This is a genomic window from Brevibacillus sp. NPDC058079 (genome assembly GCF_042885155.1).
Classification (GTDB): domain Bacteria; phylum Bacillota; class Bacilli; order Brevibacillales; family Brevibacillaceae; genus Brevibacillus.
This window is the reverse complement of the sequence record NZ_JBHVSO010000020.1, coordinates 24,780-47,521: the sequence shown is the minus strand read 5'-3', so window position 1 is coordinate 47,521 and position 22,742 is coordinate 24,780. Positions and strand designations below refer to the sequence as shown.

24 protein-coding genes are annotated in these 22,742 nt (G+C 47.2%); 4 read left to right on the top strand and 20 right to left on the bottom strand.

Annotation, left to right across the window (positions count from 1 at the left end):
- Positions 1-12: 12 nt before the first annotated feature.
- From ACFVS2_RS32195 to ACFVS2_RS32175, 5 genes are all read right to left on the bottom strand, one after another.
- Positions 13-786, bottom strand: coding sequence for a two-component system regulatory protein YycI (locus ACFVS2_RS32195; RefSeq protein WP_390240569.1), 774 nt, complete (start codon positions 784-786; stop codon positions 13-15).
- On the bottom strand, positions 773-2,155 hold the full coding sequence (locus ACFVS2_RS32190) for a YycH family regulatory protein (protein ID WP_173620371.1): 1,383 nt from the start codon (positions 2,153-2,155) through the stop codon (positions 773-775). Before ACFVS2_RS32190 ends, ACFVS2_RS32195 begins: the two co-directional genes overlap by 14 nt.
- Positions 2,152-3,975 carry a cell wall metabolism sensor histidine kinase WalK gene (gene walK, locus ACFVS2_RS32185; protein WP_173620370.1) on the bottom strand — a complete coding sequence of 608 codons (1,824 nt, stop codon included), beginning with the start codon at positions 3,973-3,975 and terminating at the stop codon, positions 2,152-2,154. Before walK ends, ACFVS2_RS32190 begins: the two co-directional genes overlap by 4 nt.
- Positions 3,972-4,682 (bottom strand): response regulator YycF, encoded by a 711-nt coding sequence (gene yycF, locus ACFVS2_RS32180; RefSeq protein ID WP_390240567.1) that lies wholly within the window; start codon positions 4,680-4,682, stop codon positions 3,972-3,974. Before yycF ends, walK begins: the two co-directional genes overlap by 4 nt.
- A 207-nt stretch (positions 4,683-4,889) precedes the next feature.
- Positions 4,890-6,386 carry a LysM peptidoglycan-binding domain-containing M23 family metallopeptidase gene (locus ACFVS2_RS32175; RefSeq protein WP_390240565.1) on the bottom strand — a complete coding sequence of 499 codons (1,497 nt, stop codon included), beginning with the start codon at positions 6,384-6,386 and terminating at the stop codon, positions 4,890-4,892.
- A 257-nt stretch (positions 6,387-6,643) separates the two neighbouring features.
- On the opposite strand from ACFVS2_RS32175, the gene ACFVS2_RS32170 reads away from it, so the two are divergent.
- Positions 6,644-7,015 (top strand): hypothetical protein, encoded by a 372-nt coding sequence (locus ACFVS2_RS32170; RefSeq protein WP_007720199.1) that lies wholly within the window; start codon positions 6,644-6,646, stop codon positions 7,013-7,015.
- A gap of 69 nt (positions 7,016-7,084) precedes the next feature.
- On the opposite strand, the gene ACFVS2_RS32165 is transcribed toward ACFVS2_RS32170, so the two are convergent.
- The 10 genes from ACFVS2_RS32165 to ychF all read right to left on the bottom strand — a co-directional run bounded on the left by ACFVS2_RS32165 (position 7,085) and on the right by ychF (position 16,007).
- Positions 7,085-7,300, bottom strand: a complete 216-nt coding sequence (locus ACFVS2_RS32165) for a hypothetical protein (RefSeq protein ID WP_007720197.1) — start codon at positions 7,298-7,300, stop codon at positions 7,085-7,087.
- 131 nt (positions 7,301-7,431) lie between these two features.
- The gene (locus tag ACFVS2_RS32160) at positions 7,432-8,718 is read right to left on the bottom strand and encodes an adenylosuccinate synthase (protein ID WP_390240561.1); all 1,287 of its coding nucleotides are present in this window, start codon (positions 8,716-8,718) and stop codon (positions 7,432-7,434) included.
- Positions 8,719-8,899: 181 nt separating this feature from the next.
- The gene (dnaB, locus tag ACFVS2_RS32155) at positions 8,900-10,249 is read right to left on the bottom strand and encodes a replicative DNA helicase (RefSeq protein WP_017246818.1); all 1,350 of its coding nucleotides are present in this window, start codon (positions 10,247-10,249) and stop codon (positions 8,900-8,902) included.
- A gap of 24 nt (positions 10,250-10,273) precedes the next feature.
- Complete coding sequence (gene rplI, locus ACFVS2_RS32150; protein ID WP_173620476.1) at positions 10,274-10,717, bottom strand: 50S ribosomal protein L9; 444 nt, start codon at positions 10,715-10,717, stop codon at positions 10,274-10,276.
- Between the two features lie 26 nt (positions 10,718-10,743).
- A complete protein-coding gene (locus ACFVS2_RS32145) occupies positions 10,744-12,681 on the bottom strand; it encodes a DHH family phosphoesterase (RefSeq protein WP_007720189.1) in 1,938 nt (645 codons plus the stop codon).
- A gap of 4 nt (positions 12,682-12,685) precedes the next feature.
- Complete coding sequence (locus tag ACFVS2_RS32140; RefSeq protein ID WP_173620366.1) at positions 12,686-13,594, bottom strand: DUF2232 domain-containing protein; 909 nt, start codon at positions 13,592-13,594, stop codon at positions 12,686-12,688.
- A 101-nt stretch (positions 13,595-13,695) separates the two neighbouring features.
- The gene (rpsR, locus tag ACFVS2_RS32135; RefSeq protein WP_007720187.1) at positions 13,696-13,926 is read right to left on the bottom strand and encodes a 30S ribosomal protein S18; all 231 of its coding nucleotides are present in this window, start codon (positions 13,924-13,926) and stop codon (positions 13,696-13,698) included.
- 40 nt (positions 13,927-13,966) lie between these two features.
- Positions 13,967-14,446 (bottom strand): single-stranded DNA-binding protein, encoded by a 480-nt coding sequence (locus tag ACFVS2_RS32130; RefSeq protein WP_007720185.1) that lies wholly within the window; start codon positions 14,444-14,446, stop codon positions 13,967-13,969.
- Between the two features lie 29 nt (positions 14,447-14,475).
- Positions 14,476-14,763, bottom strand: coding sequence for a 30S ribosomal protein S6 (rpsF, locus tag ACFVS2_RS32125; protein ID WP_007720183.1), 288 nt, complete (start codon positions 14,761-14,763; stop codon positions 14,476-14,478).
- Positions 14,764-14,906: 143 nt separating this feature from the next.
- The gene (gene ychF, locus ACFVS2_RS32120) at positions 14,907-16,007 is read right to left on the bottom strand and encodes a redox-regulated ATPase YchF (protein ID WP_173620365.1); all 1,101 of its coding nucleotides are present in this window, start codon (positions 16,005-16,007) and stop codon (positions 14,907-14,909) included.
- A 213-nt stretch (positions 16,008-16,220) separates the two neighbouring features.
- On the opposite strand from ychF, the gene ACFVS2_RS32115 reads away from it, so the two are divergent.
- Complete coding sequence (locus ACFVS2_RS32115; RefSeq protein WP_390240559.1) at positions 16,221-16,844, top strand: NAD(P)-dependent oxidoreductase; 624 nt, start codon at positions 16,221-16,223, stop codon at positions 16,842-16,844.
- 68 nt (positions 16,845-16,912) lie between these two features.
- Here ACFVS2_RS32115 and pepF read toward each other — a convergent pair whose 3' ends face one another.
- On the bottom strand, positions 16,913-18,823 hold the full coding sequence (gene pepF / locus ACFVS2_RS32110) for an oligoendopeptidase F (RefSeq protein WP_173620363.1): 1,911 nt from the start codon (positions 18,821-18,823) through the stop codon (positions 16,913-16,915).
- A 356-nt stretch (positions 18,824-19,179) separates the two neighbouring features.
- Between pepF and ACFVS2_RS32105 the strand changes: the two genes are divergently transcribed.
- Positions 19,180-19,266, top strand: coding sequence for a YjcZ family sporulation protein (locus ACFVS2_RS32105; protein WP_017246824.1), 87 nt, complete (start codon positions 19,180-19,182; stop codon positions 19,264-19,266).
- Between the two features lie 218 nt (positions 19,267-19,484).
- On the opposite strand, the gene ACFVS2_RS32100 is transcribed toward ACFVS2_RS32105, so the two are convergent.
- The 4 genes from ACFVS2_RS32100 to ACFVS2_RS32085 form a co-directional block, all read right to left on the bottom strand.
- Positions 19,485-20,264 carry an Ig-like domain-containing domain gene (locus ACFVS2_RS32100; protein WP_390240558.1) on the bottom strand — a complete coding sequence of 260 codons (780 nt, stop codon included), beginning with the start codon at positions 20,262-20,264 and terminating at the stop codon, positions 19,485-19,487.
- A gap of 118 nt (positions 20,265-20,382) precedes the next feature.
- Positions 20,383-20,592, bottom strand: coding sequence for a DUF951 domain-containing protein (locus ACFVS2_RS32095; protein WP_007720174.1), 210 nt, complete (start codon positions 20,590-20,592; stop codon positions 20,383-20,385).
- Positions 20,593-20,607: 15 nt separating this feature from the next.
- Entirely contained in the window at positions 20,608-21,483 is an 876-nt protein-coding gene (locus ACFVS2_RS32090; RefSeq protein ID WP_390240557.1) for a mechanosensitive ion channel family protein, read from the bottom strand.
- Positions 21,480-21,761, bottom strand: coding sequence for a putative Se/S carrier protein (locus ACFVS2_RS32085; protein ID WP_007720168.1), 282 nt, complete (start codon positions 21,759-21,761; stop codon positions 21,480-21,482). Before ACFVS2_RS32085 ends, ACFVS2_RS32090 begins: the two co-directional genes overlap by 4 nt.
- Before the next feature lie 214 nt (positions 21,762-21,975).
- Here ACFVS2_RS32085 and yyaC point away from each other — a divergent pair, with 214 nt between their 5' ends.
- Positions 21,976-22,581 (top strand): spore protease YyaC, encoded by a 606-nt coding sequence (gene yyaC, locus ACFVS2_RS32080; protein WP_007720159.1) that lies wholly within the window; start codon positions 21,976-21,978, stop codon positions 22,579-22,581.
- The last annotated feature ends 161 nt before the right edge of the window (positions 22,582-22,742 follow it).

The following is a 22,742-nucleotide window of genomic DNA, read 5'->3' as shown; positions in this document are numbered from 1 at the left end:
TTGTCTATCTATTCAGCGCTGCGTTACCATCGGACGCTCCAAAGCTCCTGTAATCGCGTTGACAAAATGCCATTTGCCATCGTGAACCACGCGCCATACAGGCACCAGCGTCTGAATATCCGCATCGTAAGAACCGTAATAACCCAGACTCACATTCTCAATCCGTTCCCCTGGTGAAATGATTTGCTTGTCCACCAGAGAGCGTAGTGCCGCATAACCAGAGATCACCTGTCGTTCCCCTTGCTGCTTGCGAAGGTGGAAAAAGGTCTGCCTGTATCCGAGTATCGTTCCGTTGTCCAAATACATTTCCAACGGCGCGACGAATACTGGCATTTTATCATAGACCTGCCAATATAAGAGCCGCGCTTGATTCGATTGATACGGATCGGCTACGTATTGATCGGAATAAATCAGCCTTGGACCAATTTGACGCAAGAGCTCCTGAGGATTCAGTTGACCACGAATCTGTATCGGTGGGTCTAGCTTGGCAGCCAGCGCCATCTTTTCTACCGTCGCCTGAAGACCTGATATCTCATGCAAGGAAATCGGATTAATTCCGATATACTCCGCATCCAAATTGGACATTTCCGGTGTATCCTGCGGCACTTCTGTATCCAATGTGATATTTTGCTGATTCAAGTATAGCTCTGTATTCCATTTCTCGCTCTGTGCGACTTCCTTGTCATTCCACAGATTAATGCGCGTCACATACACTTGATACAGGAGAAACAAATCGAGGAGAAGAAAGGCCCAGATCAGAATCGTCTTCGTCCTACTCCAATCCATGCGCCTTTCCTCCTCCCTGCTTGGTGTGCGCAGAAATATACAAGTTCGCCTGATTCGCCAATTCCACCACCCAGATTGGCATCAGGTCTACGTATCCTTCACCTACTTTGGTATGGTAAGCCAAATAAGCGTTGGTGATTTTTTCTGTGTCCGCCAGCTTTTTGTCGCGGATATATTGATACAGCTCTGGACCAGACATAACCGTCCACTCTTTGTTATCGATATACTTGTCCAAATCCAGCAGCGATCGGCTCATCGTCACAACCTGGCCTGCTTCTGAAGTAATTTGGATCGTATCGATCTGCTTGGCCTCCCCCTCACTGATCAAGGGATACGCCCCCAGGTACTGGCGGAACGTGATCAAGTCTTTTTCATTGTAGCTCTTCTTAATTCGTTCAAAATGATAATCATCAAGCCAGCCCAAGTGCTTATTCATGAAGGTAACTGCACTCTGCACTTTTTCTTCATCAGACAGCTCCTGATCCCGCTGTTGGTACGCCGGATCAGTAAACGTGAACGCCTGCTGCTCCGATCTCAATTGAATCGATCTGCTGCCATCTGTAAAAATAACCGTTTTGTCCCGCTCCATGATCTGTCTGACGAGCGACTGATCGATAAAGTAGGACTCGATTAGTCTATCATTCGTAACAGGTACGTAGCTGTAGCGGAATTGCTGCATGCGCATCTGATTCTTAGGCAAATAGTAAGTGCTCCACATCAGCGCAGTGCCTTCCAAATCTACGAAGCTTCGCTCTGGTTTGACGATTTTCATGATTTGCTCAGGCATTAAATCACCAGAAGCCAGATACGATTCTCGCAAATCCTTAGGACTGATCGACGTTCGAGAACGCATCATTCGACCTTCCTCAGTCGACAAAAATAACGCGTAGACGACATCCTCGTCCTTCTCGTAGTACAACCACAATCGGTCAATCCCTTTCATTCGGTTGTCAAACTCATCCCGAAAGGTTACCAGCCGACCTACAATTGACAAGGGAACCGTGCTCCGAAAGCGCACTTCCAAACCCATCTTTTCCCGGGCAATATCTTCCCATTTCTCATTGGAGATGGTGAGCGGAGAAAAATCGAGGAAGATCCATTTCGACATTTCTCGCACGATCAAACTGTAAGGAGCATCGGTTGCGGATGCTTTCGTATGGCGATCTTCCCCATAGTGAAAAACAACAGATTCCGGCGTAACGAGCTGTTCGAGTTGTTTTTCCTGAACTGGCTTTGACTGCGTGTACTCTGCCGGCTCAATAAATTGAAGGTTAGGTTGATTCGACCACAACATCGCTGTCAAAACAAAGCTGGCTAGCACTAGCAGATTGAGTAAGACGGTCTTGGCAGGCTCTAGCATCCGCTTCATCCCGTTTTTCCCCCTTGGGCAAATGGCACCCAGAACGTGACTGTCGTTCCCACGTTCCATTCGCTCGTAATCTCGATATCTGCACCGTGTGCCTGTACTAATTCGCGAGCAATCGCCAATCCCAGACCCGTTCCACCCTGACCGCGCGAACGCGCCTTGTCCACGCGGTAGAAGCGCTCAAAGATTCGCTTCAAATCCCGGCTGGGAATACCGATTCCTGTGTCGGTGATGGAGACTTGTACCCGCTTTTGCTTGTGATTCTCTTTTGCCATGAGAACCACGGTGCCTCCTTGAGGCGTATACTTGATCGCATTGGACAAAAGATTATCCAATACTTGATTGATTGCATCCAAATCAATATAAACCGGTGGAAGCTTGCTCGGCATATCCAGACTGAGCTGAACCTCCTGTTGCTCACTGAACATGGAAAAACGATCAGCAGCATAGCGAAGCAATCGATTGATGTCCGCTTCCTTGCAATGCAAACGAACCCCCTGCGAATCAAAACGCGATAGCTGCAACAAATCGTTTACCAAGCGAATCATGCGTTCTGTCTCCGACGACGTAACCTTCAAGAACCGTTGGGACAGCTCTGGCTCTTCCACTGCGCCATCCAGCAGCGCTTCCACATAGCTTTTAATGGTCGTCAGTGGTGTCCGCAGCTCATGTGACACATTCGCCACGAATTCGCGGCGCTGCTGCTCCAGTCGTTGCTGCTCCGTCACATCAGCTACGACAGCGATGATCCCGCCCATTTTTTTGCTATCGTGCTGCAAGGGCGTAAACGTCACACGCAGGATCACTTCTTCCTTATTCGGTAGCGTCATCTCAATGAAAAGTGGTTCTTCCTGCGCATAGAGCGACATCTCATCTTCTGGCGGCAGACCCAGCAGATCGTACAAGGTGCGTCTCTTGAGAAGGACGTCAGCCATCGTCACCTGCAACATATCTTCTGCTGCTCGATTAAACAGGATGATCTGTCCATTCCGGTTAGCGGCAATGACACCGTCCGTCATGTTGCTCAAAATTCCTGCGAGCTTCTCACGCTCTTCCTCTTGCTGCAAGATCGCTTCCTGCAATCGCAAGGTCATATGATTAAAGGCCATACCGAGCTGGCCAATTTCATCATCGCTATAGACACGTACACTACTGTTAAAATCCCCGTCTGCCACCAATCGTGCCTGACGGGTCATCTCCTTCACAGGCTTGGTGATGGTGCGGGCCAACACGACCCCGAGCACCGCCGTAATGACCATGGCGATCATCGTACCTGTCCCCAAGATCCCGTTCATTTTACCAATCGTCGCATAAGTGCCTTCCATCGAAGCGATCATGTAGACCGCTCCGTATACGATTTGATCGCCCTTAACAGGTAGTGCCAATACTTTCACCCGCGCCCCTGTCTTCGGATCGATCCGCATCGATTCACTGCGCGTCCCGAGCAAGGCAACCGTCACTTCAGGCTGCGAGGTCCGCTGTCCAATTGTACTTTTGTCCTCTGTCGTCGCAACCACCGTTCTTGTCTGATCGATGACCTGTACATTCGCTCCATTAATTTTTACCAGGTTGTTGATCAGGTTGTCGATGTACTGTCGGTTTTGTTCGGTGTTGGATTCCTTCCCGTCATGCGGGCGCAAATCGCTTTCCAGCAAACTCGCTAACAAACTAGCTTGTCCATTCAAGGCCTCGGAAAAGTTGTTGATGTAGTAGCTCTCGACTTCCCGGGCAAAATACGCGCTAATGAATTGCATTGCAAGCAAAATCAACAGCATGTAAATGATGACCATTTTCCACTGAACGGTTTTGAACAGCCGCCTCATCCAGGCTGGCCTCCCATGCCGGGATTGCGTAATGTATAGCCCAAACCACGCCGCGTGATAATGTACTTCGGCTGGCTCGGATCATCCTCGATTTTTTCCCGCAAACGACGGATGGTCACATCTACCGTCCGCACATCGCCAAAATAGTCGAATCCCCAGACCGACTGCAGGAGATGCTCTCGCGTCAATACTTGTCCCTGATGGCGAGCGAGGTACACCAGCAGCTCAAACTCACGGTGCGTCAGCTCTAACGCTTCTCCCACCTTTTCGACAGTATACGAGTTCAAATCGATTTCCAGCTCATGCACGCGCAGTACATGCTGGCTATCCTTCTCTTCCACCTTCGAGCGGTTACGGCGCAAATGGGCCTTTACACGTGCTACCAGCTCACGCGTACTAAATGGCTTCGTCACGTAATCATCCGCGCCCAATTCCAGCCCGAGTACTTTATCCAATTCAGAGTCTTTGGCAGTCAGCATGATGATCGGAACATCATACGTTTGACGGACGGTTCGGCATACGTCCATTCCGTCTCTGCCTGGAAGCATAACATCCAGTAAAATCAGATCCGGTCGCTCATTCTTGACCACGACAAGTGCCTCATCACCATCGTAGGCGCACACAACCTGATATCCTTCTTTTTCAAACGTGAATTTCAAAATATCTGCAATCGGTTTTTCATCGTCAACTACGAGGAGTTTTGCCATCCTGCGCCCTCCTTTTTCTATAAGTACGTGTTCCAACAGTCGCCTGTTTCCTTGCAAACTGCCTCTCCAAGGATTCCACTTTGACTGTCACTATTCCTCTACAATACACCATGTACGCCGTGTAAAGAAGGGCTTGGCATTCAATCCCTGCCAACAAAAAAAGGGCCCCTCCTAAGAGTTGCCCTTTCTTATCCAGAAATTACTTGTCTATTTTAAGTAACGAATCGGGTTTTGATTTCGTCCATTTTGTAGAACCTCAAAATGCAGGTGGACGCCGGTCGATTGTCCAGTAGAACCCTTTACGCCGATTTTCTTTCCTTGGCTAACAACATCGCCGACTTTCGCATTAATGCTGCTCATGTGACCGTACAATGTCTTCATTCCATTGCCGTGGTCGATGATAACCGATTTTCCATAGTCACCATTCCAACCAGCGAATGTGACACGTCCATTGTCTGCCGCCATGACAGAACCAGCACCGGCAATATCAATTCCTTTGTGCATGCTGCCCCAGCGTTTGCCGAAGCCACTGCTGATATACCCGCTAGCAGGCCAGCTCAAACGACCTGTACCGCGCGATGGAATTACTTTTGTACCGCGCTCCATAATTTTGGTTACAGGCTGCACAGTTACATCTTGTTTGATGACTTTGCGATTAACTACTTGTCCATTTTCTTTCACAACTTCGTACTTAACTGTTTTACTGCCGTTTTTACCTTCTTGTACGACCTTAGTCTCGCCTTTAGGAACCTTGTCATTATTTTTAATTTGGGTATTAAAAGCAATGACCTCTTGCTGATCTACTTCTTCTTTGACTTGTACAGTAACCAGTGGACGCACTGCGGTTACATTGATTTCTTGTCCCAATTTAAGGACGGTATTTTCCGTAACACCTGGGTTGTTGGCGTAAATATCTTTTGATGTAATGCCGTATTTCTTCGCGATGCAACCGATGCAATCGCCTTCTACGACCGTGTGCTTCATATCCTTGAAGGTGCCTTTTACCAGCAACTCCTCGAGTTTATCGGCAGACAAAATTTGAGATGCATCGATTGTTTCGGTTTGCATCTCTACATTTTCTTTAAATGCGACTTCTTTTACCGGATTTGGTTTGACTGGGACTGTGGACGCTGCTGCTACAACAGCCTTTTTCCCTGTCGTTGCAGGAACTCCGGAATATTTTTGTTTCACTTCAGCCAGTACTTCATCAGCCGATTGCTGGTCTGGCAGGTAACCTACCACTTTGCCGTCAATCGTCAGCTTAACGCCCTGAACCTTGATATCCGCTACGGATGCCAGAGTTTGTACAGCGGCATCATTATTGAACGGTGCCTTGAATTCACGCTCTTCTTCGAATGTGATATAGTCAGCCAATTGCAAGTTGAGGCCTGTTTTTGCCTTTTCCTCTTCCAGCTTGGATGCAGTCCAGTTATGTATCACATTTGGATCATTTACCACGCCAATCTCTTTGCCATTTACACTGACATGGTAGACAGAATTGACATTGCTTGTGTAATAGTATTGTGCCGATGCTCCAACAGCAATCGTCAATACTAGACCTGCCGCAATTGAAAGTGATTGTTTTTTATGCGACTGGATGTAAGAGCTTGTACGTTTCATAGTACGTTTCGCCAGATCACTGCAATCCCGAACGATTCGTGATGACCGTTCCTGCAGCTTGGCCTTCCATTCCGACCAATGCATAACTTGTCCCTCCTGAAAACAGATACAACTTGCTCGTTCCATTTCCTGAAAATTTTTAATTTATCGACTAGTTCGTAAATCCCATAATTTAGTTTCCATTTATCTGCCAAATTGCCTAAAGAAACCAACTATGTCGACTTTACCATAAGATTAACGACAACATCAAGTGTAAATTGCTGTCGAATAAAAAAATAGACGTAGAGTCACTATATGTACAAACAATTGGTAGTATTTATCATATCTGGAGGCTGATATACGTGAAGGAACGTAACATTCTTGCAGGATTTCACACCGAAGATGGTGCCCAAAAGGCAGAAAAAGCACTTCGACAAGCTGGTTTTTCCATCATTCAGATCGACAGAATCGGACAATTCCCTGGTGACGGGAATGAACATATTTTGAATCCCATATCCGGTGATTTTTCCAGCTTGGGGAACCTTACACTGGCAGCTGACTTCCCAAGCGGCAGGGATGCAAGCATCATGGCCGCAGTAAATCCAGACGCCAGTGGCATGGCCGATCGGGGCGATGACAATTTGAATCGCAGTGTCTTGTTAACGGCAGTGGTACCAGAGGAACAAGGTGATCTTGCGACTGAGATCATCCGATCGTATGGAGGCATGATCTAAAATAAATATAGCCATCTTCCCTTAACTGACTAGGAAAGATGGCTTATTTCGTTATGGACATCTGTGAACTCACACCTCTTGCATCGAGGTAACGTCTTTTAACGCAAGTCTGCGTATTTTCGTTTTCTCGGCGTCATTTGGTTGTTTGTATGTGGTGATAAAGCATAGGTAGCCATTGTTGAAATGAGTCATGGTTCCCTTGATGACGACGCCATTGATCATCTTTACCTGTACATTTTTGCCCAGCAGCTTCATGGCCTTTTGGTCAAATCCAAAACCCATCATCACTTTTCACCTCTCCATTTCTCCCTATGTCTATCCATATGCCCAGAGGGTGTCGTTTCGTGTCTGTCCCTTGCAAAAAAAAGAAAGCTGCCGAATGCTCGACAGCTTTCTTCTATTATATAGTCAATAGCTTATCCGTAAATGCCACGAACAATGACCGTTTGTTCACGATCTGGTCCTACGGAGAAGATCGACATTGGAATACCAGTCAGTTGCGTGATGCGCTCAATGTAGTGACGAGCGTTTTCTGGCAAGTCGTTCAGATTGCGAACGTCTGTGATATCCTCTGTCCAACCTGGCAACTCCTCATAAACTGGCTCACATTTCGCCAGCAGGTTGAGGTTCGCTGGGAACGCTTCGATAACTTCTCCATTGTATTTGTACGCTGTGCAAATACGAAGTGTCTCAATGCCAGACAATGTATCCAGCTTGGTGATCGCCAAACCGGTGATCCCGCTGACACGACGAGCATGACGAACGACTACACTGTCGAACCAGCCTACGCGGCGTGGACGACCTGTTGTTGTACCATATTCGAAACCAACCTCACGAATATGGTCGCCAGTTGCATCAGTCAGTTCAGTCAGGAACGGACCATCACCTACACGCGTCGTGTAAGCTTTTGCAACCCCGATTACTTGGTGAATCTTAGTTGGTCCTACACCAGAACCGATAGTCACACCACCCGCAATTGGGTTGGAGGACGTTACGTAAGGATACGTACCTTGGTCAATATCGAGCAATACGCCTTGTGCGCCTTCAAACAATACGCGGTTGCCGCTATCAATGGAATCATTGAGGACAACAGATGTATCGGTTACGTAAGGACGAATGATTTCTGCCAGAGCCAAGTATTCATCCAGAATTTCTTGAAGCTCAAAGCCAGTTGTGTTGTACATTTTCTCCAGCAGCATGTTTTTCTCTGCCAGGTTGCGCTCAAGCTTGCGAGCAAACTCTTCGCGATCCAACAAGTCAGCGATACGAATACCGATACGCGCAGCTTTATCCATGTAAGCAGGTCCGATACCTTTACGGGTCGTACCAATTTTGTTAGCACCACGGCTATCTTCCTCTACCCCATCCAGCTTGATGTGGTACGGCAGAATCACATGCGCGCGATCACTGATTTTCAAATTGCTTGTAGAAAAACCGAAGCTATGAATGTACTCCAGCTCTTTTACCAATGCTTTCGGATCGATTACCATACCGTTTCCGATTACGCAGGTCTTATCACTATAAAAAATTCCGGATGGAATCAAATGCAGCTTATACTTGTTACCATCAAAAATAATGGTATGGCCTGCGTTGTTACCGCCTTGATAACGAGCCACTACCTCTGCACTTTCAGCTAGATAGTCTGTAATTTTACCTTTACCTTCATCGCCCCACTGGGTTCCGACGACAACGACTGTTGACATCGAAAAACACCTCCTGATATTATCATGTCTTTTCGGGCCTGAAACAATCTAAGTTTACTAAACGAGGCTCCCCATGTCAACGCTAAATACGAACATTCATATAGTTAGTTCTTAATATGTTCGGCAATTCAATATAGAAAAAAAAGCCGGAATTTCTCCGGCTTTTCGTTCATTCCATCTATTAACCTGCTTGATTTCGAAAGCGATGATCCAAGTTAACGAATTTGTTGAATTCTTTCAAGAACGCCAACTCCACCGTTCCGGTCGGGCCGTTACGCTGTTTGGCGATAATGACTTCGATGACATTCTTGTTTTCTGATTCCTTGTCATAATAGTCATCACGGTACAAGAAGGCAACGATATCGGCGTCCTGCTCAATCGACCCCGACTCACGGATATCGGACATCATCGGTCGCTTGTCCTGCCGTTGCTCTACACCACGGCTCAACTGCGACAGAGCGATAACCGGCACATTCAGCTCACGCGCGATCCCTTTTAGCGTACGAGAGATCTCAGATACTTCCTGCTGACGGTTATCTCCTTTGCCTCGTCCATGAATCAGCTGAAGGTAATCGATCAGGATCAAACCCAAGCCCTTCTCTGTTTGAAGGCGACGGCATTTCGCCCGGATGTCCTGTACAGTAACCCCAGGTGAATCGTCGATGTAAATCGGCGCTTTCGCCAGCGTACCAATTGCCATTGTCAGCTTTTGCCAATCATCTTCCTCCAGTGACCCTGAACGCATCCGGGACGCATCCAGATTGCCCTCCGCACAAATCATACGCTGTACCAGCTGAGGAGCACCCATCTCCAAGGAGAAGATGGCTACAGTCTCACCTGCACGGGCTGCTACGTTTTGCGCGAGATTCAAGGCAAAAGCCGTCTTCCCTACGGAAGGACGAGCTGCCAAGATAATCAGGTCACTGCGCTGCAATCCTGCTGTCATCTTATCCAAATCCGTATACCCCGTAGAAATCCCCGTAATATCACCGCGTCGCTGACTCAAAAACTCAATCCGCTCATACGTTTCCAGAAGGGCATCACGAATCGGTGTAAAACCGCCACTGTTGCGATTTTGGCCAATCTCCATGATGTACTTCTCCGCATCCGCAATGATCTGCGTGACATCATCCTCACGGGAGTATCCGTCATTGGCAATCTTGGTAGCTGTATGAATCAATCGTCGAAGTAGCGATTTTTCTTCTACAATTTTTGCGTAGTATTCGATGTTGGCAGCCGTTGGAACTGAGCTGGCGATTTCCGTGAGATACGTAACCCCGCCGACTTCATCCAACAGCTTGTGGTCCTGTAGATCCGCTGTAACAGTAACCAGATCGACAGGTTCGCCTTTTTCATATAGGTCCACCATCGTTTGAAAGATGCGCTGATGCGCTGTCTTGTAAAAATCCTCCGGACGGAGAATCTCAATGGCCGTGATTAAAGCTTCCTTAGACAAGAACACGGCACCCAGTACCGATTGTTCCGCTTCCTTGTTCTGTGGCGGCACACGATCCAAAAACAGGTCGCTCACGTCACACCCCCCACAATTGAGACATTATTCTTCCACAACGTGTACTTTCAGAGTCACGGTTACTTCGTTGTGCAGTTTTACTTTGATTTGCGTCACGCCCAAAGCACGGATTGCATCCATTTCGAGCTTACGCTTGTCTACTTTGATTTTATACTGATCTTCCAGCGCTTGCGCTACTTGTTTGCTGGAAATTGCCCCAAACAAGCGACCACCTTCGCCTGCTTTTCCTGCTACTTTCACTGTCAGCTCTTCTAGCTTTTTGCCCAGCTCCTGAGCATCCAGTTTTTCTTGCTCCTTGCGCTTATCTTCGCTGCGCTTTTGAGCGTCGAGCGTTTTCACGTTGCTATCTGTCGCTTCTTTTACCAGCTTCTTTGGCAACAAGAAGTTGCGTACATAGCCCTCTGACAAATCCTTAACTTCGCCTTTTTTCCCTTGGCCTTTTACATCTTGAAGAAAAATGACTTTCATCATCGTTTCCCCCTTTATATTTTGGCCTATACGACCGAGTCAATCGCTTCTTTCAAACGACGTGTAGCTTCTTTAATTGATATGCCTTGAATTTGTGTCGCAGCACCAGTGAGGTGACCGCCTCCACCCAGCAGTTCCATGATGGACTGAACATTGATGTCGCCCAGAGAACGTCCACTGATCAAGATCGTATCGTCGGATCGCTCTGCAACAACAAACGACGCCTGGATACCTGACAAAGTGAGTAGCTGCTCAGCAGCTTGCGCCACCTGTACCTGCGTGTAATCCTCAGACGGATCGCCTATGGCAATCGCCATGTTGTCACGGTACGTTTCCGTATTCATGATGATTTTTGCCCGCTTCACATACTGCCCCAGATCTTCCTTCAACAGGCGCTGGACAGCCGCGGTATCGGCCCCGTTACGACGAAGGAAAGACGCCGCTTCAAAGGTCCGCGAACCTGTGCGGAAAGCAAAGCTTTTGGTATCCACCACAATCCCTGCTAACAGTGCCGTTGCAATCAGATTGTCGATATTCAATCGCTCGCTCTGATATTGCAAGAGCTCCGTGACAAGCTCGGCCGTCGAAGAAGCATATGGTTCCAGATACAAGAGTACTGGCTCAATGAACTCCTCCGAACGGCGATGGTGGTCGATTACCACAATTCGGCTTGTTTCCGTCAACAGCTTCGGCTCAATCACCAGCGATGGTCGATGTGTATCGACGACTACCAGCAACGTGCGACCGGAGATGAGTCGGATCGCCTGTTCTGGCGTGATAAAGGTCTCTGCCAGCTCTTCATTGGCATAAATCTCTTTCATCAGACGCTCGACAGAATGATTGCCCTCGTCCATGACGATATAAGCCGTTTTGTTGTGCAGCTGCACAGCCTTCAATACACCAAGTGATGCCCCGATGGAATCCATGTCAGGCTGTTTATGCCCCATGACGATGACGTGCTCCGCCTCATGAATGAGATCACGCAAAGCATGTGCAATAACACGAGCCCGGACACGTGTCCGCTTCTCAACCGCATTCGATTTCCCACCGTAGAAAGTGAGCTTGTTGCCAATCTTGACAGCGCACTGGTCGCCACCGCGCCCCAATGCGATATCCAAGCTTGATTGCGCCATTTGTCCCAGCTCAATGTAAGTGGTAGCGGCTGCTCCAACCCCGATACTAAGCGTAATCGGAATTTTGTTGTCAGCCGTCATCTCCCGTACTACATCGAGAATGTCAAATCGCGATTCTTCCAATTTATCAAGTGCTTCCCGTTCCATCAGAGCCAAAAACTTGTCGGCCGTGATTCGGCGAAGATATATGCCATGTTTGTTGGCCCACTCTGTAATCACACCAGCCACGCTTGTAGAGAGCAGCGTACGGCTCTGATCATCCATGACTTGTCCGACCTCGTCCAAATTGTCGAGGTGAATGATGGCAAGTGCAGCCTTTTCTCGATGGTAACGAGTCGTCAATTCTTTGAAGTCCGTTATGTCCTTGAAATACAAAAGGCGCTCATCGGACCGCACAATGACCTCGTATACCCGCTCGTTATAAGTGAACTCCAGCCGTTTTTGCTCCGGCTTCCAAACCAGTTGGGGGAATACCTCTTGGAGGCTTTTCCCGATCATGGATTCATCCCCGGACATATGCGTCATATACGGGTTTACCCACTCAATTGCCTTTTCCTCGTTGTATAAAAGAATTCCGATCGGCAGTTCCTGGATAACGCCTTCTCCCGCCTTCTTCACGCGATGGGTGACCGTCGCCAAATACAGGCGCAAGTCTCGTTGGAACCCCTTTTCTGCTTGAAGAGCGTAAAGAACCAAGCCAATCAGGCAAATCATGCCGATCGCCCCGTACATCCAATGGAACAAGGTCAAAATCCCCAACAACAGCAAGCTAAAGCTGAGTGCCAGGACCATGTGCATCCCGTACCAACGCTTTAACAGGAACTTGGGCATTTCCTCAGCCCCTCTTCACTCTTGTTTCCAGTTTTTCACGCAAACGAATTCCTAGGTCAAATATCCCTACTAGACTAAGTATAGTACTTAGGGGTGGAAAAATAAATAGACAGACAATGAGCACAGGAGTCAATCTCTTCCAGCCATACAAATAGGCAGCAAATAGACAAAAACTCAAGCCCTGCAAAACAAAAATAACATCCAGCATGACTTTCAGGTTCATCAAGGCGATTTCCCAAAACGTGCCCTGCATGCTTTCAGCAAACAACAAAAGACTGATCATCGCAATGAAGTAGTAATAAATCAATGATCGCGGGAAGTTCCATTCCCGAATTGGCTTCAATGCTGGAATCGGTCTGCGCAGACGTCGCCCAATCAGACTCGCCAATCCATGAATAATGGCGGTCGATAAAAAGCTGAACATGATAAGACTCGTAGGCAAAACGATTTTACCCAGTTCAAGCAACTGATCAAACTGCTCTTTTGGCATCATTGCTGGACGCATCTTAGCAACTTCTTGCACGATGGCATTAAAATCAACGTTCATTCCGAATGCCGCGAATGCCAGCATGGAAACGACACTCAAAAAGGCAACGCCTGCCCCCGCCACAATCGCCGGAAGAGCCGCTCCTTTTTTCGCATAAAAAATCCCCATGGCTGAACCCCAAACCGCACTCGAAAAAGCAAGTGTTGCCGCAAACGGACCAGTAACGATCCAGCCCAGAAACGTAAAGGCAAGGGAGATCCAAACCATGTTAGGTACTGTTCGATTTACTGCCAAAAGGATAAAAGGCAGAGGTATCAAGAAACTGACGAGTCCTCCCAGTATGGTATATGTACTGAGAAACAGCAGCACCAGTGCGATACCCAGCATAAGGGCATTTTCAGCCAAGTGTTTCGTTTTGGACGGCATGTCAGCACCTCATTATTCATGTCTCATGTACACTTCCCATAGAAAACTATGGAAAAAAGAGGGCCACGCAATTGTGCCCCTCTTTGTATAGCTTTTGAAAATTATTCAGCAGTGTAAGGCAACAGTGCTACTTGACGGGATCGCTTGATTGCGATTGTCAGTGCACGTTGATACTTCGCAGAAGTACCAGTTACACGACGTGGCAAGATTTTGCCGCGTTCGCTGATGAACTTTTTCAGCAAATCAATATCTTTATAATCGATGTGCTTGATTTTGTTCACTTTAAAGAAGCATACTTTACGACGCTTATTAGGACGTCCTTTGCGTGCCATGATAGTCCCTCCCTCTTAGGAATGTGAAAGTTATACGATACTAGAACGGCAAGTCATCATCTGAAATGTTGATCGGCTTGCCTGCACTCGCGAAAGGATCACCAAACGGATCATAGTCATTATTTCGTTGACCGGATGGTTTGTTACCGCCACCCATGCCTGGTCCTGGATCGTATCCTGAATTGTCTCCGCCGGATTCATTGCCTCGACCGCCCAAAAATTGAACGTTCTCCGCAACGACTTCCGTCACGTATACCTTTTTACCTTCTTTATTATCATAGGAGCGTGTTTGCATACGTCCTTCGATGGCTGCTTGTCTACCTTTACGCAAATAGCTTGCGCACAGGTCGGCAAGTTTTTGCCAAGCGACAATGTTAATGAAGTCCGTTTCTTTTTCTCCCGCTTGATTGGTGCGGGGACGATTAACGGCCACAGTAAAAGTAGCAACGGCAACGCCATTTGGCGTGTAGCGAAGTTCAGGATCTTTCGTCAGGTTGCCGATGAGAATGACTTTATTCATCTTGGTTCCCCCTCTGATCGCGACAATGATTACTTCTCATCACGAACAAACATAAAGCGGATTACGTCGTCATTGATTTTCATCAGACGCTCAGCTTCCGCAACAGCATCGGAGTTCGCTTTGAAGTTCATCAAAACGTAGTAACCTTCACGGAACTTGTTGATCTCGTACGCAAGACGACGTTTACCCATTTCTTGAAGCTTAGAGATTTCGCCACCATAGTTAGTTACAACATCGCTGTAACGAGCTACATTGGATTTTACTTTCTCTTCTTCAAGGTCTGGACGCAATACATACATTACTTCGTATTGGCGCATACCTTTTCACCTCCTTATGGACTTTAGCGGCCCTGTTCGGGCAAGGAGCGAGTGCTAAAACGAAACGCACACAACATGCACTCCATAAATACTCGCATTATCGTATTATAGCAAAACGCCTATAATGAATCAAGAATTTCGTACTAAACGTTGAAGCGGAAATGCATAACATCTCCATCTGCCACTACGTACTCTTTCCCTTCAAGACGGTACTTCCCACGTTCTCTGGCTACTGCTACGGAACCAGCATCTACCAGATGATCATAAGCAATCACTTCGGCACGAATGAATCCGCGTTCGAAATCGGTATGAATCACGCCTGCCGCACCTGGAGCCTTTGTACCCTGACGGATAGTCCATGCGCGAACTTCTTGTACGCCTGCAGTGAAATAAGTTACTAATCCCAACAGTTTGTAAGCAGCACGAATCAAGCGATCGAGACCAGACTCAGTAAGTCCCAGCTCTTCCAAGAACATTTCTTTGTCCTCGCCCTCGAGCTCAGCGATTTCTGCTTCTACTTTCGCGCTGATCACAACCACTTCTGCGCCTTCATCCGCTGCATGCTGACGAACTGTCTGCACATGCGGGTTGTTGTCTGCATCGTTAATGCCGTCTTCCGCTACGTTGCACACGTACAGCATTGGCTTGATTGTCAGCAGATGCAAATCGCGAATCCATTTGCGCTCTTCGTCATCGAGTTCAACACTGCGAGCAGATTGACCCTCTTCAAATGCTGCTTTCAATTTCTCCAGCACGTCCAGCTCTTGCTTGGATTCCTTGTCGCCGGATTTCACTTTGCGTGCAATTCGGTCAATACGACGATCAACAGAGTCCAGGTCAGCAAAAATCAGCTCCAGGTTGATTGTCTCGATATCGCTCAAAGGATCGACACGACCTGCTACGTGCGTGATGTTCTCATCTTCAAAGCAACGTACAACATGTGCAATCGCGTCCACTTCACGGATGTGCCCAAGGAACTGGTTGCCAAGTCCTTCGCCTCTGCTCGCACCTTTTACCAAGCCTGCAATGTCTACGAATTCAAACGCGGTTGGAACTACCTTGTTTGGTACAACGATCTGTGTGAGCTTTTCCAGACGCTCGTCTGGTACCTCTACGATCCCTACGTTCGGGTCAATCGTACAGAACGGGTAGTTAGCCGATTCAGCGCCCGCTTGTGTAATAGCATTAAATAACGTCGATTTTCCTACGTTAGGAAGACCTACAATCCCGCATGATGCACCCATCTATATACACTCCCTTATCATCATCCTGACATCCTTTTAAGTATATAGATTTGGTTTTCAGATTACAATTGTCTCCTTGTGGAAGCTTTTTTTTACTTGTCTCCACCTATGCTCATCATAGCTTCAGGTGGTGGGACAAAAAAAGAAATGCTAGACTAGAAAAAAGAATCTGTTTGCTACGGTAAAAGGAAAGGTAACGAGGTGACTACAAAAATGAAGCTCTTACTTCTCGGTGCCACTGGTCGTGTAGGAAGCCATATCCTCGACTATGCATTAAAGGATGGTCATGATATAACCGTTCTTGTTCGCTCAGCAGACAAGCTCCTTCAACTGGCTGCTGAAAATGTCCGTGTCCTGACCGGAAATGTTCTCGATCAAAAGGATGTTGCATCCGCCATCAGTGGAGTTGACGCGGTCATTAGCGCACTCGGGACAGACAAGGCAACGACGTTATCCGAGGGAATTCCCTATATTATTGAAGCAATGAAGCGAGAAGGCGTTTCACGCATTATTACTGTGGGCACCGCCGGCATCTTGCAAAGCAGAGTTTCCCCTGACCTGCTCCGCTATCAATCCAGTGAGTCCAGACAAAAATTGACGCGTGCTGCCGAGGAACATCACAAGGCATACTCGCTCTTGGAGCAGTCCGAACTCGATTGGACTATTGTATGTCCGACGTATTTACCTGATGGCGAGTATACAGGCACTTACCGGGTCGAGGCTCATCAGTTGCCTGTAGATGGGATGCAAATTTCCGTACCCGATACGGCGGAGTTTACGTATCAACAGCTTTCTAGTTCCGAATACATTCGGGCGCGAGTCGGCATTGCCTATTGATACATACAGGAAAAAAAACAGGCTCCTATCCGTAATGGAAGGGAGCCTGTTTTGCTTCTGTTGTGTCTTTATTTCTCGTTTACCAGCTTTTCCAGCTCATTTAATGTCTCTTCAAAGATTTCCATTGCTTGCTCGATTGGCTGGGACGTGGACATGTCCACACCTGCTGCTTTCAGCACCTCGATAGGCGGAGCAGAGTTACCCGCTTCGAGGAAGTTTTTGCGAACTCGATCCACTGCTGGCTGACCTTCATCCATGATTTGCTTCGCTAATGCTTGTGCAGCAGCAAAGCTCGTCGAGTATTGATAGACGTAGTATTTATAGTTGTAGAAATGGCTCACACGTGCCCATTCCATACCGATTTCCTCATCGGAAACCATGTCTTTTCCGTAGTACTTTTTATTGATGTCGAGGTAGATCTTCTTGATCGCTTCCGCATTCAGAGATTCCCCAGCTTGCTCTTTCTCGTGAATCGCTCTCTCAAACTCCGCGAACTGCGTCTGACGGAACAGCGTGGAACGGAAGTTTTCCAGATAGTGATTCAAGAGATACATCTTCTCTTCCTTCGTCTTCGCCTTCGCGTACATGCTCTTGAACAGCAGGGTTTCATTCATGGTAGAAGCCACTTCTGCCGTAAAGATTGGGTAGTTGGACGAAATGTAAGGCTGGTTTTTGTTCGTGTAATACGACTGCATGGCATGTCCCATCTCATGGGCGATGGTATACACATCATCGAGCGTACCTTGGTGATTCAACAGTACGTATGGATGTGTGTCATAGGCACCCCATTGGTAAGCACCCGTGCGCTTGTCATCAGTGGAATAGACATCTGCCCAGCCGCCATCCAGGCCGTCAGACATTGCCTTCACATAGTCATCACCCATTACCTGTAGCCCATCAACGACGATTTTCTTTCCTTCGTCGAAGGAAATATATTTGTCATCAGATGGAACGATCGGCACGTAAATGTCGTACATGTGTAATTCCTTTACGCCAAGCATTTTCTTTTTCAAGGAAATGTAGCGATGCAGCAATGGCAGATTGTCATTCACCGTGTCAATCAGCTCATCATACACCTTCGTCGGTACGTTGTTCGGTGTCAGGCTTGCTTCCAAAGCGGAATCGTAATTGCGTACAGCCGCGTAAAAATTATCGCCCTTTACTTTGGCAGCCAATGTCGATGCAAACGAGTCTTGGAAATCGATCAGAGCGCCATAGTATGCCTTGAACGCTTCTCTGCGCACATTTTGATCTTTGCTTTCCATATAGGAAATGAAATTCGCACGCGTCAACTGAACTTCCTTGCCTGTCTCATCTTTAATTTTAGGGAACCTCACGTCTTTGGACAACATGCTGTAAATGTTAGTCGGTGCACCACCCAACGGAGATGATTTTGCCAAGAGCTGCTCCATATCTGCAGAGAGTGAGTACGGCTTCGTTCTCAGCATGTCTTCGATAAACAGCTTGTAAGGCTCAAGCTCCTTTTCGGACAGCAAGCTCTTTATTTTGTCATCGGAAATCGCAACGATTTCAGGCTGTACCCACGAGGTTTTTTCTGTGACAAGCGTGTACATTTTCTCAGCACGGTCTCCCAGCTTTTGCAGATCAGGATTCGCGGAGTTTACATCGAGAGACATGTTTGCGTACACGTATGCTTTGTCATTTAAGCGCATCAATTCAACATAGTCATCGAATGCCGCCTGCATCGCAGCAGAAGATGTACCCAGCTTGCCTTGGTGCTTTGTGAAAGCGTTTGCCAAAGATTCAACCTTAGCAACATCCTTTTCCCATTCCTTAACAGTCGGATAAATATGATCCAGCTTCCACTTGTACGCATCTGGGATCTCAGCGCGAGTTTGATAAGAAGGTTTCTCAGCAGCAAGTGCTACCGCCTGCGTGCTGTAAGGAATGAATGGTACGGATACTGTCGACAATGCAATGGCCAAAGCCGTAACTGATGCAAATACTTGCTTCTTCAAATCTCAATCGCCCCTTTTCTTCTATCTATTTTTGCCAAATTATAAGTGTGTAATTATATTTTCACCTGCCAAATTCCTTCTTACTAATAAAAATTTTTCAAATATTCAATAACAACCGTCAATTTATCCAGAGAAAATCCCCTTTTGTGGATAAGTCTGTGGATAAGTATTAACTAACAACTTTTTATTCCCCACAGCGTTTGCAGACACTCCTTTTTCCCGCAAAAAGTTGTCCACATTTTCTGTGGATATGCTGTGAATAACTTATTTTCTTTGGAACTGGGGCATCCGCCTATACCTCGTAGTGGGTTCCTACATAGCATGAGTATTGAAACTACGGTAGGAGGTGTTAGCAAGTGGGTATCTTTAACGGCTTCGACGATTTTGCGCTGATCTTGGTTCTGTTCATCCTTCTCGTTATCGTAGGTTGCGACTGCGACTAACCTACTCCGCTGCCATCTAGCCTATCTGAAGGTAAGCTTGCATCCTCAGCAGCCTTACCTTCTCCAATTCCACATAGATCATAGCCAAGGCAATGCAGCCTAGGGATAATGATCAGTCATAACCTAAGTACCATCACCGGGAGATACATTTGATCGTACAAAAGGAAAAAGGATGCGCCTCTAATGGCTGCATCCTTTTTTTTACCCACATGCTTGGACTATTTCGACCCGGTCTGAAAAGTTATCCACTGCACTTGATTTACATTACCTGCTGTGTCTTTTACCAAACCCGCAATGAGACTTACCTGATATCTCGTATGTGGTTGCCATTTTCCTTTTGGCTTCACAGACAACATCCGCTTGCTTTTGTTCCACGTAATCGTATGCGGAACGATAGCCCCTTTTTCATCTGTCACACGAACTAATGGCCCGGCCGTTTTGCTGGAGAGGACTCCACCACCAACCAAAGCAATCTCTTCTGCAAACTGGAGTGTCACTTTATCCTGGAGCTTTACATTTTTAGCTCCGTGACCTGGCAATATGACTGTTTGTGGAGCGATATTATCCACAGGTTTTCTCGTTTGAAAGGTGCTGGTCAGCTCTGGATTCAAATTGCCTCGCTGATCCTTCACTTTTTTGGCCAGCAAGCTTACTCGATAGGACGCCCCAGCTTCCAGATTTCCTACCGGATCAATCGTCATGCTTCGATCTGTTTTGTTCCATATTGCCGTAAAACGAACCTTCTTTTTTTTCGCATCCGTGAGCGAAATGATCGAGAGACCAGACTTGTCAGAGAGCTCTTGCCCATTTTTTAACGAAACCGGCCCCGAAAACGTCAGTGTAATGATTTGATCCGGGTCTATTTCCGCCGATTTGTCAGCCGGGGATATTCTCACTCCCCATTCGTTTACCGCCTTTGCCCACACTCCCTGTGATGGAAGTAGGAAAATCGCAAGCACTACTACCCATTGCAACCACCGAACACTCATCTTTTTCATCGAACCCCTCCCGTCTAAAACGACAAAGCCGCTCCTTGAATGAAGCAGATAAGCGCGTCTCTTCATCGTTTACAGGCATTGTAGAAAAAGACAGATGGGTTGATCAAAGAAATATGGTCTATGCTTGCGGTTCTTCCTCCGCGCGAATCAGTATCTTTTTCAGCTTGCGCTCAAATTCTAGTCGTCCAATCATCACACTATGATCGCAACCCGTACATTTGATTCGCACATCCATGCCCATGCGTATGACCTTCCACGCATTCGTGCCACATGGATGTGGCTTTTTCATCTGTACGACATCCCCCAGCCCAAATTGCTTGCGTTCCATTTCTCTTTCTCCTCTCTACACTGTTCCCTTTCCAGACACCGCGACGATTTTTGGATACGGAATTTGAATGCCTCGGTTGGTTAATTCCGTTCTGATCTTCGCACGCAAATTTCGATTGACCCCGTGATGCGTGTTCGGCTTACACTCAGCCGTAACCCGGATGATGACTTCGGAAGGTCCCAGTGCATGCACTCCTAAAATCTGTGGCTCAGCTACGATATCCGTCAATTCCGTTTGAGCCGATGCCAACACTTCTTTGAGCACAGACTCAACTTGGTTCAGATCTTCTTCATACGCTACAGATACGTCGACAACAGCTAACGTATTTTGCAAAGAAAAGTTGGTCACTTGATTAATCGTGCCGTTTGGAAAGATGTGTACCTCACCCGTCCAGCTTCGCACCTTTGTAATGCGCAGACCAATCTCCTGCACCGTGCCCGTCAAATTGTTGATCGTTACGACGTCTCCGACAGCAAATTGGTCCTCAAAAATAATGAAGAATCCCGTAATGATATCACGAACGAGACTCTGCGCCCCAAAACCAACTGCCAGCCCCAGTACCCCTGCGCTTACCAAAACAGGGCGCAAATCAATACCCAACAGCTGCAAAATCATGAGAATCGCCAAAAAGTAAATGCCGTACTGCACGACATTGTTGACAAGAACCCGCATCGTGTCTACTCGACGTTGATCCATTTGAATCTTGCTTCCATGGCGGTGCTGGAACACTTTATTTACGCCTGATTGCACAACGGAAACGACAATTCGAGATAGCAGGATGATCGCTGCGATTTTCAGTACAGCCATCCCTATATTTACCCACATATCTGCATCTGCCACATACGCATATACTTGGGCATAAATTCTCTCAAAAAAACCAGCTTGCTTCATTCCTCCCGCTCCTTCTGCTCCCCGTTTTCGTCGACCTCGCTATACTGGCCAAAAAACTGACGGAAGTATCCTCGTATTACCACTTGTTGTTCCATCATGATTGTTTTCGCTCGTGAGTAATCCGACAGTGGGAACTCAATGGAAAGGGCACAGCCTGCCGTTATTTCCTTCGGCGTTGGTCTTGTATCGATCTCAATGTCTTCGTACTCCAGCAGCATTTCTGCCCGCAAGGCTTGCTGCGTGGAATCAAACGCGATCAGCACCGTCTCTCCTCCCATTTCACTCCCCCTCATCTTTTTCACACAAACTACCATAGGCTCCTCTTATTTTACCTGTTCGTTTTCATGCATGCCAGCCTTGCTGAGTTTTCAAAACCTACGTAACTTTCCCATTAGCAGGTATAAAAATGTCATATCGGTACGATACTGTGAATACTTTTATATAACCTTTTACAGGTTGGTTTAAGCCAAGTCGGCAAGAGTGGGGGTTTCCATGAGTACATCCGATAATCGCAAGGATTATTCTTTGCCACCTTTTAAAGTGGAATACCGCAGTGAAAACGCAGACGAGCATCTCGCTGGTCACCTTGCACAGCGCTTTCGCTTAAATCGGTTCGATGACGACCTTGTCATTGTATGTATTGGGACAGACCGTTCTACTGGTGATGCTCTAGGCCCATTAGTAGGAACCAAGCTCATCGCACAGTCACCTCGTTTTTTGCAAGTGTACGGAACGCTTGAGGACCCTGTACACGCCATGAATCTTAAGGAAAAATTAGAGCTCATCCACGCGAATCATCCGACAGCTACACTCATTGCAGTCGATGCCTGTTTAGGTCAATTTAGTCACGTCGGAAACATCAATGTGATTAATGGTCCACTAAAACCAGGGGCTGGTGTAAAAAAAGAGCTGCCTCCTGTTGGTTCCTTCCACATTACCGGGATTGTCAACGTAGGAGGATTCATGGAGTATTTTGTCCTTCAAAATACCCGCCTCTCCATCGTCATGAACATGGCAGATATCATAGCTTCCGGACTGGCAAAAGCCGTAACACTGGCTTCTACGCCTAGTCGATTCGATAGTGTCCTATATGATTGACCGTTTTTCCCTGCAAAAGGTTCCATCCCTCTTTGGAAAACTTGCTTTTCGATCTGTTCTCTCCCTCAACGGATGACAGGTCTATTTTTTTTTACGTGTAGGGAAATTTAGGTACTTCACCTTGTAAAGACGACCATAAATTTTCTGGAACGCATAATAAC